This is a genomic window from Sulfitobacter sp. UBA4523, from assembly GCF_002388305.1.
Taxonomy (GTDB): Bacteria; Pseudomonadota; Alphaproteobacteria; order Rhodobacterales; family Rhodobacteraceae; genus Sulfitobacter; species Sulfitobacter pontiacus.
This window is the reverse complement of record NZ_DGMH01000066.1, coordinates 49,435-62,284: the sequence shown is the minus strand read 5'-3', so window position 1 is coordinate 62,284 and position 12,850 is coordinate 49,435. Positions and strand designations below refer to the sequence as shown.

The 12,850-nt window shown below is 60.8% G+C and carries 14 protein-coding genes and 1 pseudogene; 13 read left to right on the top strand and 2 right to left on the bottom strand.

Features of this window, described 5'->3' with window-relative positions:
* Positions 1 to 966 carry a DNA topoisomerase IB gene (locus B3849_RS16255; protein ID WP_278425090.1) on the top strand — a complete coding sequence of 322 codons (966 nt, stop codon included), beginning with the start codon at positions 1 to 3 and terminating at the stop codon, positions 964 to 966.
* Positions 967 to 973: 7 nt separating this feature from the next.
* Here B3849_RS16255 and B3849_RS16250 read toward each other — a convergent pair whose 3' ends face one another.
* Positions 974 to 1,291, bottom strand: a complete 318-nt coding sequence (locus B3849_RS16250) for an ArsR/SmtB family transcription factor (protein ID WP_037963674.1) — start codon at positions 1,289 to 1,291, stop codon at positions 974 to 976.
* An 83-nt stretch (positions 1,292 to 1,374) separates the two neighbouring features.
* A complete protein-coding gene (locus tag B3849_RS16245) occupies positions 1,375 to 1,761 on the bottom strand; it encodes a hypothetical protein (protein ID WP_286780437.1) in 387 nt (128 codons plus the stop codon).
* 71 nt (positions 1,762 to 1,832) lie between these two features.
* Here B3849_RS16245 and B3849_RS16240 point away from each other — a divergent pair, with 71 nt between their 5' ends.
* From B3849_RS16240 to B3849_RS16185, 12 genes and pseudogenes are all read left to right on the top strand, one after another.
* Complete coding sequence (locus B3849_RS16240; protein WP_037963484.1) at positions 1,833 to 2,573, top strand: cytochrome c biogenesis CcdA family protein; 741 nt, start codon at positions 1,833 to 1,835, stop codon at positions 2,571 to 2,573.
* Between the two features lie 18 nt (positions 2,574 to 2,591).
* Complete coding sequence (locus B3849_RS16235) at positions 2,592 to 3,164, top strand: thioredoxin family protein (RefSeq protein WP_278425095.1); 573 nt, start codon at positions 2,592 to 2,594, stop codon at positions 3,162 to 3,164.
* Positions 3,165 to 3,281: 117 nt separating this feature from the next.
* Entirely contained in the window at positions 3,282 to 3,758 is a 477-nt protein-coding gene (gene soxX / locus B3849_RS16230) for a sulfur oxidation c-type cytochrome SoxX (protein ID WP_278425097.1), read from the top strand.
* A 38-nt stretch (positions 3,759 to 3,796) separates the two neighbouring features.
* Positions 3,797 to 4,216, top strand: a complete 420-nt coding sequence (soxY, locus tag B3849_RS16225; protein ID WP_278425098.1) for a thiosulfate oxidation carrier protein SoxY — start codon at positions 3,797 to 3,799, stop codon at positions 4,214 to 4,216.
* Between the two features lie 18 nt (positions 4,217 to 4,234).
* Entirely contained in the window at positions 4,235 to 4,564 is a 330-nt protein-coding gene (gene soxZ / locus B3849_RS16220; RefSeq protein ID WP_278425099.1) for a thiosulfate oxidation carrier complex protein SoxZ, read from the top strand.
* 27 nt (positions 4,565 to 4,591) lie between these two features.
* A complete protein-coding gene (gene soxA, locus B3849_RS16215) occupies positions 4,592 to 5,446 on the top strand; it encodes a sulfur oxidation c-type cytochrome SoxA (RefSeq protein WP_278375508.1) in 855 nt (284 codons plus the stop codon).
* Between the two features lie 96 nt (positions 5,447 to 5,542).
* Complete coding sequence (gene soxB, locus B3849_RS16210; protein ID WP_278425100.1) at positions 5,543 to 7,246, top strand: thiosulfohydrolase SoxB; 1,704 nt, start codon at positions 5,543 to 5,545, stop codon at positions 7,244 to 7,246.
* Positions 7,247 to 7,340: 94 nt separating this feature from the next.
* A pseudogene (soxC, locus tag B3849_RS16205) lies at positions 7,341 to 8,468 on the top strand (sulfite dehydrogenase).
* The gene (locus B3849_RS16200; RefSeq protein WP_278425102.1) at positions 8,452 to 9,477 is read left to right on the top strand and encodes a c-type cytochrome; all 1,026 of its coding nucleotides are present in this window, start codon (positions 8,452 to 8,454) and stop codon (positions 9,475 to 9,477) included. The pseudogene soxC and the gene B3849_RS16200 overlap by 17 nt, the downstream one beginning before the upstream one ends.
* Positions 9,478 to 9,549: 72 nt before the next feature.
* The gene (locus B3849_RS16195; RefSeq protein WP_278425103.1) at positions 9,550 to 9,987 is read left to right on the top strand and encodes a DUF302 domain-containing protein; all 438 of its coding nucleotides are present in this window, start codon (positions 9,550 to 9,552) and stop codon (positions 9,985 to 9,987) included.
* A 180-nt stretch (positions 9,988 to 10,167) separates the two neighbouring features.
* Entirely contained in the window at positions 10,168 to 11,052 is an 885-nt protein-coding gene (locus B3849_RS16190; RefSeq protein ID WP_051577563.1) for an MBL fold metallo-hydrolase, read from the top strand.
* A gap of 4 nt (positions 11,053 to 11,056) precedes the next feature.
* Positions 11,057 to 12,784, top strand: a complete 1,728-nt coding sequence (locus tag B3849_RS16185; protein ID WP_278425105.1) for a SulP family inorganic anion transporter — start codon at positions 11,057 to 11,059, stop codon at positions 12,782 to 12,784.
* Positions 12,785 to 12,850: the final 66 nt, after the last annotated feature.

The following is a 12,850-nucleotide window of genomic DNA, read 5'->3' as shown; positions in this document are numbered from 1 at the left end:
ATGGGCGGCGCGGGGCTGACCTATTATGGCGATGACCGCCCCGGCATTTCGCGTCAGCGGCGCGGGCGCGGGTTTACCTATAAGGCACCGGACGGCACAACCATTGCTCGCGGAGAAGAGCGCGCGCGGCTGGAAGCGATGGCGGTGCCGCCCGCCTATGAAGACGTGTGGATGACGCCTTTGGTGAACGGGCATTTGCTGGCCACGGGGCGCGACACCCGCAATCGCAAACAATATCGCTATCACGAAAAATGGTCAGAGGCGCAGGCAGAGACGAAATTCGCGAGCCTGGTGGATTTTGCGCATGCTTTGCCGTGTCTGCGCCGCTTTGTCGCCCGCGATCTCGATCAGCAGGCAGGCGAGCGCAGCTTTGCCTTGGCCAGCGCCGTCACGCTGATCGACCGCGCGTCGCTGCGGGTGGGAAATCCGGACTACACGCGCGAGAATGGCAGCTATGGCACGCTGACCCTGCGGTCGCGCCATGTCAAACTCGACGGGAATGTGATCCGGCTGCGTTATACGGCCAAGGGCGGCAAGAAGGTGCGGCGGCAGATCAATGACCGGACGCTGGCCAAAACGCTGGAGAAAATTAACGATCTGCCGGGGGCGGAGCTGCTGACATGGGCCGATGCGCAGGGCGAGGTGCATCAGTTGAACTCAGCCGGACTGAACGCCTATATCGCCGAAGCAACGGGGTGCGACGACTTTACCGCCAAGACGTTCCGCACATGGGCGGGCACCGTTGCTGCCTTCGAGGCCGCCGAGAAGGGACAGGCCACCATCAAGCAATTGGCCGAAGCCGCTGCCGCACAGCTAAGCAATACGCCGACCGTGGCGCGCAACAGCTATATCCATCCGGCGGTGATCGATCTGGCGGGCGAAGCGCCGCCCGAGATCAAGGTCGGGCGCAAGACCGGGCTATTCGCCTCGGAAGCGCGGCTGCTGACGTATCTGGAGCAGGTCTGAGCCGCGTTTACGCGTCGCTGTCCGGTTTGCAGAACATATCATAGACGACTTCCATGATCTTTTGCGGACGGTCATCGGCCAGCCTGTAATAGATCGTCTTGCCGTCGCGGCGCGGCGTTACCAGGCCTTCAAGTCGCAAGCGTGACAGCTGTTGGGATACCGCCGCCTGACGGGCGGACAGCAGCTCTTCCAGCTCGGTGACGGATTTTTCGCCTGCAGAGAGGTGACACAGGATCATCAACCGCCCCTCGTGGCTGATTGCCTTGAGGAAGTTAGAGGCACGTGCGGCGTTTTCGGCCATACGGTCCCGATCGGCTTGGCTCATTTCTGTGTCGGAACCGGGGTTACCCACTGGTTAACATCCTTGGCTGAATAAAGGGGATTGGCGTGCGCATATCGCAAGGGGCGCTAGCTTTTGGCGGGGTCTGGCATCAATTTGGCGTCGGATAGCATTTTTTCCAGAACGCCCCAAAAGAAATCTTCGCCCGGGTAGCCTTCGATGCGCGACACCTCATGGCCGTCGACCATCAACACGAACGTCGGCGTGTAATGCAGGCCGCGGGCAAAGTGCAGATCGGCGGGTTTGTCATCGTTGATATCAACGCGGCGCAGCGGGGCTGCCTTGCCCGCTTGAGTCTTTGGATAGATCGGGGCGATCTGCTCATTCCAACGGGCACACCACACGCAGCCCTGTTCCTCGACCATGATCAGCGTGGTCTGGGCCGCTGCGACCACAGGGGAAACCGCAAGGCCTGCGGCCACCGAGAGAGACAAGAAAGCAGTGCGCAACCGCATAGGAAATTCACCTGTTGATTTCAAAATACTTAATGTGAATATGTGAATGGTACAAGAGAAAGGCAACCTGCATGCTTGAAATCACCTTTCTGGGCGCGGCGTTTGCCGGGCTTTTGTCCTTTTTGTCGCCCTGCATCCTGCCGATCGTGCCCTTTTATCTGAGCTATCTGGCGGGCGTGGGCATGAACCAGATCACGTCGGACGGGCCGGTGGATGCCGCCGTGCGCCGGCGTGCGGTCATCGCGGCGCTGTTCTTTGCGGCGGGGGTGATCACGATCTTTGTCGGGCTGGGGGCGGTGGCCACGACCTTTGGCCAGATCGTGCGGGACTATTTCGATATTTTGCGATGGGTCGCTGCGGCTGTTATCATTGCGATGGGCCTGCATTTTCTGGGCGTGATCCGTATCGGGTTTCTATATCGCCAGTTTCGTGCGGATGCGGGGAACACGACGGCAACCAGTTTTCTGGGGGCCTATGTGATCGGGCTGGCCTTTGCCTTTGGTTGGACGCCTTGCGTCGGGCCGGTGCTTGCGGCGATCCTGTTCACCGCCGCGGGGGCCGAGACGGCGGGCTCGGGTGCGCTGTTGCTGCTGACCTACGGCGTGGGCATGACCGCGCCTTTCGTGCTGGCGGCGCTGTTCATCGGGCCGTTCATGCGCTGGATGGCGGGGTTCCGGCAACATCTGGGCACGGTAGAAAAGGCGATGGGGGTTCTGCTGATTGTCTTTGGCCTGCTGATCGCCACCAACTCGATCAACTATATTGCGCAGTGGATGCTTGAAACCTTCCCTGTTTTCAGCGCCATTGGCTAATAACCGGAGGGACTTTTGATGAAGATGATCCGAAACGCTTTGGCCGCGCTGGCGGCTGTCGCTTGTATGGTGACTGCGGGCAGTGCCGCGACATTGGGTGATGATGGTTTGCACAAGACCGCCTGGATGCGCGAGACCTTCAAAGATCTGCGCGACGATCTGGCCGAGGCGACAGACGAGGGCAAGCGGCTGATGGTCATCATCGAACAGCGCGGCTGCATCTACTGCAACAAGATGCACGAAGAGGTTTTCCCCCTGCCCAAGATCGATGCCTACCTGCGCGAGAACTTCTTTGTCGTGCAGATCAACATGTTCGGCGATGTCGAGGTCACCGACTTTGACGGAGAGACATTGCCCGAGAAGGACATGGTGCGCAAATGGCGTCAGATGTTCACGCCGACGCTGATGTATTTCCCCCAGACCGTAGAGGAAGGGCAGACGGCCGTTGAAGCGGCGGTCGCGACGGTGCCTGGTGCTTTTGGTCCGGCGACGACCTTTCACATGATGAAATGGATCGTCGAAAAGGGATATGAAGGGGACGAGACGTTCCAGAAATATCACGCGCGTATGCTCGTTGAAGAGGAGGAATAGCGGCGAGGATCCGCTAAATGCCGTGCTGCAATAAAAAATTCAATAAGATGAATTTATAGTTGCGTCATTTTGGCGCGGGGGGTAGGCTTTTGAAAAGGAATGTCTGTGGGAGGACGCATGAAAGTTTCCGTATTTGCCCTAGTGGCCTCTGTCGGCTTTGCTGCGGCGGCGCATGCGGCCGACGTGGCCCCCGGTGACGTGGTCTATGATGAGTATGGCGCGGTTGAACAATCGCTGACCGGCACCCCCGGCAACCCCGAAGAGGGGGCCAAGATCGTGGGCAGCAAAAAGCTTGGCAACTGCGTCGCCTGCCATCAGGTCAGCGCTTTGCCCGATATCCCGTTCCAGGGCGAAATCGGCCCGATGCTGGATGGCGCGGGGGGCCGCTGGACCGAGGCTGAATTGCGCGGCATCGTCGCCAACGCGAAGATGCTGTTCGAGGGGACGATGATGCCCGCGTTCTACAAGGACAGCGGCTATACCCGTCCGGGCAAGGGCTATACCGGCAAGGCGGCCGACGACACGCTGGGGCCTATTCTGGCCGCCCAGCAGATCGAGGATGTCGTGGCCTATCTTGCCACGTTGAAAGACTAAGAACCCCACCGCGCGGGATCTGACCAGGAGTGATGATAATGGAATTTACACGACGTAGTGCGATTGCGATGGGGGCAGGTGCCTTTGCCGCACTGTCCCTGCCCAAGCTGGCCGTGGCCGCTGCCGGGGATGACGCGATTGCTGCCTTCACCGGCGGTGCAGAGATGGCTGATACCGGCGTAACCCTGACCGCCCCCGAGATTGCGGAAAACGGCAATACCGTCCCGATCGAGGTCGACGCCCCCGGTGCCACTGAAATCATGGTGCTGGCGCTTGGTAACCCCACGCCGCCTGTGGCGAACTTCAAGTTCGGCCCGCTGGCAGCAACGCAGCACGCCTCCACCCGCATCCGCTTGGCGGGCACGCAGGATGTGGTGGCCATCGCCAAGCTGGCCGACGGCTCTTTCGCCAAGGCGACCAGCACTGTCAAAGTAACAATCGGCGGCTGCGGCGGCTAAGGCGAAAGGAAGAATAACATGGCATCTGGTGTAAAACCCCGCGTCAAAGTCCCCAAGTCAGCAGCGGCTGGCGAAACCATCACGATCAAGACCCTGATCAGCCACAAGATGGAATCCGGCCAGCGCAAGGACGGGGACGGCAACACGATCCCGCGGTCGATCATCAACCGTTTCACCTGCGATTTTAACGGCGAGAATGTGATCGATGTCGTGCTGGAGCCCGCGATCTCGACCAACCCGTATTTCGAATTCGACGCTACCGTGCCCGAAGCGGGGACATTCACCTTCACGTGGTATGACGATGACGGCGATGTCTACGAGGAAACCAAAGACATCACGATCAGCTAAGCGTCCGCATCCTTGGGAGGAACAGGAATGAGCAATTTCACAAAAGGTCTGGGCGCGTGCCTTGCTGCGGCGCTGATGTCGACGGGGGCCTTCGCCGATCCCGCGGATGATACGCTGGTGATCAACGGAGAGATCGACATCGTGACCCGCACTGAAGCCCCCGCGCATATGGCGGACGCGTTGGACGAGGTCATGTCGGGCTGGCTTTTCCGCGGTGCCGAGACCCGCGCGATGCAGGCCGATGATTTCGACAACGCGGGCATGATTTTTGTGGAACAGGCCGAAGATGTCTGGAACACCGCCGACGGGTCAGAGGGTAAATCCTGCGCGGATTGTCACGGGGCCTCGGCCGAGATGGCAGGCGTGCGTCCGGTTTATCCGAAGTATGTCGAATCCGCGGGCGAGGTGCGCACGCTGGAAATGCAGATCAACGATTGCCGCGAGAACCGCATGGGGGCGGAAAAGTGGAAATACACTGGCGGCGACATGGTGAACATGACGGCGCTGATCTCCTCTGTTTCGCGGGGGATGCCGGTGAACATCGCCATCGACGGTCCGGCCCAATCCACATGGGAGCAGGGCAAAGAGATCTACTATACCCGTTTCGGCCAGCTTGAACTGTCCTGTGCCAATTGCCACGAGGACAATTATGGCAACATGATCCGTGCCGACCACCTGAGCCAGGGCCAGATCAACGGCTTCCCGACCTACCGTCTGAAAAACACCAAGCTGAACGCGGTGCAGGCCCGTTTCAAAGGCTGTGTACGCGACACCCGTGCCGAGACCTTTGCACCCGGCAGCCCCGAGTTTGTCGCGCTTGAGTTGTACGTCGGCTCGCGCGGAAACGGGCTGTCGGTCGAAGGGCCCTCTGTCCGGAACTAACCTGAAAAGACCCGTTTCGCCGATGCGAGGCGGGTCTTTTTATCATATTATTATTCAAATATGCGCATATGAAGTGCGCGTCGAAAAGGCCAATCTATGATCTCTCGTCGTGATTTCCTTCAGGCCAGCATGGCTGTAACGGCTTTGTATGGTGCGTCGTCCTTTGGCAACTGGGGCAAGCTTGCCGCGCAGCAGGCGTTGACGCAGGATAAATTGCTTGAATTCGACACTTTCGGGAATGTCAGCCTGATCCACGTGACCGACATTCACGCGCAGTTGAAACCGATCTATTTCCGCGAACCTTCGGTCAACATCGGTGTGGGCGAGAACCGCGGGAAGGTGCCGCATCTGACCGGCGCGGATTTCCGCAAGCTTTACGGGATCGCGGACGGCAGCCCCTCGGCCTATGCGCTGACCTATAACGATTTTTCGGCGCTGGCGCAGGGCTATGGCAAGATGGGCGGTCTGGACCGTGTGGCGAGTGTGATCAACCAGATCCGCGCGGACCGGCCTGATGCGCTGCTGCTGGATGGCGGCGACACCTGGCACGGCAGCTACACCTGCTACCACACGCAAGGTCAGGATATGGTCAACGTGATGAATGCGCTCAAGCCCGACGCGATGACCTTTCACTGGGAATTCACGCTCGGCTCTGACCGCGTGGCGGAGATCGTCGAGGGGCTGCCCTTTGCCGCCCTGGGGCAGAACATCTTTGACGCCGAATGGGACGAACCGACAGAGCTTTTCCCGCCCTACAAGTTCTACGAGACAGGCGGCGTTAAAGTCGCGGTGATCGGGCAGGCTTTCCCCTATATGCCCATCGCCAACCCCGGCTGGATGTTCCCCGAATACTCGTTCGGTATCCGCGACGAGCGCATGCAGGAAATGGTGGACGAGGTCCGCGCCAAAGGGGCCGAACTGGTCGTCTGCCTGAGCCACAACGGCTTTGATGTGGACAAGCAGATGGCGGGCGTGGTGACGGGGATCGACGTGATCCTGTCGGGTCACACCCATGACGCGCTGCCCGAGCCTGTGCTGGTGGGCGAGACGATCATCGTCGCCTCGGGGTCGAACGGCAAATTCGTCAGCCGCGTCGATCTGGACGTGCGCAACGGCCGCATGATGGGGTTCCGCCACAAGCTGATCCCGATCTTCTCTGACGTGATTGCGCCTGATCCGGCGATGACCGCGCTGATCGACGCACAACGCGCGCCATACCTTGACCAGCTGACAGAGGTGATCGGCACCACCGCCGAAGACACGCTGCTGTACCGGCGCGGCAATTTCAACGGCACCTGGGATGACGTGATCTGCGACGCGCTGCTTTCCGAGCGCGAGGCCGATATCGCGCTGAGCCCCGGTGTGCGGTGGGGGCCGTCGATCCTGCCGGGACAGGACATCACGCGCGAGGATATCTGGAACGTCACCTCCATGACCTACCCCGAAGCCTACCGGACCGAGATGACGGGTGAATTCCTGCATGTCGTGCTGGAAGACGTGGCCGACAACCTGTTCAACCCCAACCCCTATTACCAGCAGGGCGGTGACATGGTGCGCACAGGCGGGCTTGGCTACCGCATTGACGTGACCCAGCCCCAAGGCAGCCGCATCACTGAACTGACCTTGCTGAAAACCGGCGAACGTATCGATCCGGCCAAGACGTATCAGGTTGCAGGCTGGGCCAGCGTGAACGAAGGCACCGAGGGCCCCGCGATCTGGGACGTGGTCGAAAGCCACATCCGCAAGCAGGGCAGCGTGTCGCTGGACCCCAACACCAGCGTCATCGTCAAGGGCGCGTAACAGGGCAGCATGAAAGCCAAGGCCATGGCACCACGGGAAGACAGCGAACAGACGGGCCTTCTTGCGTGGCGCGGCGACTGCTGGACTGGGGGCGATGGCGGTCCGTAGCGCTGCCGCGCACTCGACCGTCCCTTGATCGTTGAACCGCAACCCTGGGCGCGGGGCTTGGGCGATGGGGTCGATGTCACGCCCTACGGTCTGCCGATCCGGTTCGAGCAAGACGTGGTGCGGCGCAATGTGCCGTGGCTGACGGGGCTGCGCCCTTGAGCGACATCACTCGGGCGCGATCGAACTGTCGAAACAGGATTACCGCCTGATGGTGAACGGGCTGGTGGACCGCCCGCTGGTGTTCACCTACGCCGATCTGGAACGTTTCCCGCGCGAAAATCACGTATATTTCTGCGAATGTGCCGCCAATTCGGGTATGGAATGGGCCGGCGCGCAGTTGAACGGGGCACAGTTCACCCATGGCATGATCCATAATATGGAATACACCGGCGTGCCCCTGCGGTTGCTGCTGGAGGAAGCCGGCTATGACCCTGCGGGCAAATGGGTCTATGTCGAGGGTGCCTATGCGTCGTCGAACGGGCGGTCGATCCCGATGGATAAGGCGCTCGACGATGTACTTGTCGCGTTCAAAGCGAATGGCGAGGCGCTGCGCAAGGAACACGGCTACCCCGTGCGGCTGGTCGTGCCGGGGTGGGAGGGCAACCTCTGGGTCAAATGGCTCCGCCGGATAGAGGTCATGGACGCGCCCGTCGAAAGCCGCGAGGAAACGTCGAAATACACCGATACGCTAGCCGATGGCACCAGCCGCAAATGGACGTGGGCGATGGACGCAAAATCCGTCATCACCGCACCAAGCCCGCAAGCGCCGGTGCCCCATGGGGCGGGGCCTTTGGTGATCACCGGGCTGGCATGGTCGGGGCGCGGTGCGATCACCCGCGTGGATGTATCGACCGATGGTGGCGCAAGCTGGCAAACCGCGCGACTGGCCCAAAAGGGCACGCCGATGGCGCTCACCCGCTTTTACCTAGATGTGCAGTGGGACGGCACAGAGATGCTGCTGCAATCGCGTGCGATGGATGACACGGGCTATGTCCAGCCGACGAAAACGCAACTGCGCGCGGTGCGGGGGCTGAACTCTGTCTACCACAACAACGGCATCCAGACATGGTGGTTGCACGCGGACGGGAGCGTTGAAAATGTCGAAGTTTCTTAACACCATTACTGTATGCGTCATCGCCACGGCCACGGCTTTGCCCTTGGCGTCGGCCCCCTTCGGTCTGGGCCGCGCCGCGCTGCCGGAAGAGATCGCGGCCTGGGATGTGGACGTGATGCCCGATGGGCGCGGTCTGCCCGAGGGGCAGGGCGATGTGCTGACGGGCGAAGCGATTTTTACCGAAAAATGCGCCGCTTGCCACGGGGACTTTGCCGAAGGCCGCGGGAACTGGCCTGCGCTGGCGGGCGGGCAGGACACGCTGGCGGATGCCGATCCGGTCAAGACGGTCGGGTCCTATTGGCCGCATCTGTCCACAAGCTTCGACTATATCCGCCGATCCATGCCCTATGGCGATGCAGGAACGCTGACGGCGGATGAGGTCTATGCCCTCGTGGCGTATATCCTTTATTCCAACGATCTGGTGGCAGAGGAATTTACCCTGTCTAAAAATAACTTCGCCGCGGTCCAGATGCCCAATGCCGACGGTTTCCTCCGCGATGACCGCGACACTACGGAATTGCCGGGCTGGCAGGTCGATCCGTGTATGGAGGACTGCAAGGAAAGCGTGAACGTTACTATGCGCGCGCTGTCGCTGGATGTGACACCCAAGGACGCCGCCCCCGCGACTGAGCCGCAAGAAACGCCCGTCGCCGATGTCGAGCCGGTGTCAGAGCCTGCTGCCGACCCTGCATTGCTCGCCGATGGAGAGTTGGTGTTCCGCAAATGCAAAGCCTGCCATCAGTTGGGCAAACGCGCCAAAAACCGCGCGGGCCCGGTCCTGAACGGGATCGTTGGTGCGCCTGCCGGTGGGGTCGAGGGGTTCAAATACTCGCGCGCCCTGATGGCGCAGGCAGAGGATGGGCTGATCTGGACACCCCAGACGCTGGACGCCTTTCTGGCATCACCGCGCAGCTTCATGAAGGGTACCAAGATGGGGTTTTCCGGCTTGAAAAGCGATGCCGAGATCAAGGCGGTGATCGCCTATCTCAACAGCTTTCCGGCCCCGTGACGGCGCGCATGATTGGCGACGCGCGGCGAGGGTGATAGGATAGGCCCGCGCCCGTTTGTGAAAGGACCAAGAATGAAACCGTTACAGATTGCAGCAGTACTTTGCCTTTGTGCCGCGCCGCTCGCGGCTCAGGATCAGGCCGTGACCTACGCCTATGACGGGAGCTTTGACGATGCGACCTTCGCGGTCGAGAACGCGATTGTCGGCAAGGGGCTGGTCATCGACCACGTCAGCCACACAGGCGAGATGCTGGCCCGTACCGCCAGCGACGTCGGCAGCGATGTCGAGATCTTTCGCGCGGCAGACGTGTTTCTGTTCTGCTCTGCCGTGGTGTCGCGCAAGGTGATGGAGGCGGACCCGATGAACATCGCCCATTGCCCCTACAGCATATTTGTCACCGACATCGATGGGGAGGTCTCTGTCGGGTATCCGACCTACCCCGACGGCCCTATGCAAGAGGTGCAGGCCCTGCTGGACGAGATCACGCAAAGCGCGCTGGACGGGTTCTGAATGCTCCCGCTGTTGTGCGTAGAGCAGGCGGCACAGGACGCTTTGTCGTGGCGGCTGTGGCGGTCGGGCAGCACAATCCGCTTCCTTGACAAAGAATTCCATAGTATGAATGTGTTCGACTCGACGACGGGGCGCAGGCTTCAGATGTCGGGCGAAAAAGCGCAAACGGAGCAGGTGACCATGACTGAATACCCCGTGAATATGGATGTCATCCCCGACGTCTCGGGCCACTTTGATCCGGTGACCAATACGATCAGCTATATCGTGCGCGACCCGAACTCCAACGCCTGTGCGATCATCGATTCCGTGATGGATATCGATTATGCCGCCGGACGGATCACCTATGACCACGCGGACAAGCTCATCGCCGAGGTCGAAGCGCAGGGGCTCGCGCTGGAGTGGATCATCGAGACACACGTCCATGCCGACCACCTGTCTGCCGCGCCCTATATCCAGCAAAAGCTGGGCGGCAAGATCGGCGTCGGAGAGCAGATCATGACCGTGCAGGACACTTTTGGGAAAGTGTTCAACGAGGGGACGGAATTCCAGCGCGACGGGTCGCAGTTCGACGCCTTGTTCAAGGATGGCGATCGCTACCGCGTCGGCGGCATGGAATGTTTTGCTATCTACACCCCCGGTCACACGCCCGCATGCATGGTGCATGTCATGGGCAACGCTGCCTTCACAGGCGATACGCTGTTCATGCCCGACGGTGGCTCTGCCCGCGCGGATTTCCCCGGTGGCGACGCCGGAGAGCTGTATGATAGCATCCAGAAGGTCTTGTCCCTGCCGGACGACATGCGTCTGTTTATGTGTCATGACTACGGTCCCAATGGGCGCGATATCCAGTGGGAAACCACCGTGGGCGAAGAGAAAGCGCATAACATCCATGTGGGCGGCGGCAAAACGCGCGAGGAATTCATCGCCTTTCGCACCGAACGCGACGCGCAGCTGTCGATGCCGAAGCTGATCATCCCGTCGCTTCAGGTCAACATGCGTGCCGGGCATATGCCGCGTGACAAGGACGGGAACCTGATGCTCAAGGTGCCGGTGAACGGGTTGTAATCAGGTGCGTATCGCTGCCGCTGCCCGCCGCTATCTGCCCGTCCTCGACTGGGGGCGCGACTATGACAGGGCGGCTTTGTCCAATGATCTGATCGCGGCGGTGATCGTCACGATCATGTTGATCCCGCAATCGCTGGCCTATGCGCTGCTGGCGGGGCTGCCGCCCGAAGCGGGGCTCTATGCGTCGATCGCGCCGATCCTGCTTTATGCCGTCTTTGGCACCAGCCGCGCGTTGGCGGTGGGGCCGGTGGCGGTGGTGTCGCTGATGACAGCCGCCGCCTTGGGCAATATCGCCGATCAGGGGACGATGGGCTATGCCGTCGCCGCGCTGACGCTGGCCTTGCTGTCTGGGGTGATGCTGCTGGTGATGGGCGTTTTCAAGCTGGGGTTTCTGGCGAATTTCCTGTCTCACCCCGTGATCTCGGGCTTTATCACCGCCTCTGGCGTGATCATCGCCGCCAGCCAGATCAAGCATATTCTGGGCATCGATGCCTCTGGCGGCAATCTGGCAGAGCTGCTGATGTCGATCTGGGCCAATCTGGGCACGGTGAATGGGACGACGGTGGTGATTGGTGTGTCCGCGACGCTGTTTCTGTTCTGGGTGCGCAAGGGGCTGAAACCTTTCCTGCGCGCGCGCGGCGTGGGGCCGCGGGCGGCGGATGTGGCGACCAAGGCGGGGCCCGTGGCGGCGGTGGTTGTCACCACATTGGCGGTCTGGGCCTTTGATCTCGCGGGGCAGGGCGTCAAGATCGTGGGGGCCGTGCCGCAAAGCCTGCCGCCGCTGACGCTGCCGGACCTGTCGTTCGAACTGATGGGCAGCCTGCTGCTGCCAGCCTTTCTGATTTCTGTCATCGGGTTTGTTGAATCCATCTCTGTCGCGCAAACGCTTGCCGCGAAACGGCGTCAGCGGATCAATCCGGATCAAGAGCTGATCGGTCTGGGGGCGGCCAATATCGGCGCGGCCTTTACGGGGGGCTATCCGGTCACGGGCGGGTTTGCGCGGTCTGTGGTGAACTTTGACGCAGGGGCGCAGACACCGGCGGCGGGGGCTTATACCGCCGTGGGGCTGGCCGTGGCCGCACTGGCGCTGACACCGCTGGTCTTCTTTCTGCCGCAAGCGACCTTGGCTGCGACGATCATCGTGGCCGTGCTAACGCTGGTGGATTTCTCGATCCTGAAAAAGGCATGGGGCTATTCCAAATCAGATTTCGCTGCCGTGCTGTCGACCATGTTGATCACCTTGGGCAGCGGGGTCGAACTGGGGGTGACCTGCGGGGTGGTGCTGTCGATCTTTCTGCATCTCTATAAAACCACCAAACCGCATATTGCCGAAGTCGGGCTGGTGCCGGGCACCGAACACTTCCGCAATATCAACCGCCATGAGGTCGAGACCTGCCCAACGGTGCTGACCCTGCGCATCGACGAGAGCCTGTATTTCGCCAACGCGCGGTTCTTGGAGGATTGCATCTACGACCGGCTGGTGGGCAATACCTGTCTGCGCCATGTCGTGCTGATGTGCTCTGCCATCAACGAGATCGACTTTAGCGCGCTGGAATCGCTTGAAGCGATCAACGCACGGCTGCGTGACATGGGGATCAAACTGCACCTATCCGAGGTCAAAGGCCCTGTCATGGACCGTCTGAAAAAGCAGCATTTCATCTCGGATTTGACAGGCAGTGTGTTCCTGTCCCAGCATGCAGCCTATGTCGCCTTGGGAAAAGCTGCCGCATAGTCACCCATCGTTTGCAAGTTTCTGTTTGATCGTTACAACTGCTGTCAGGGGCTGCGGAACGGCGTT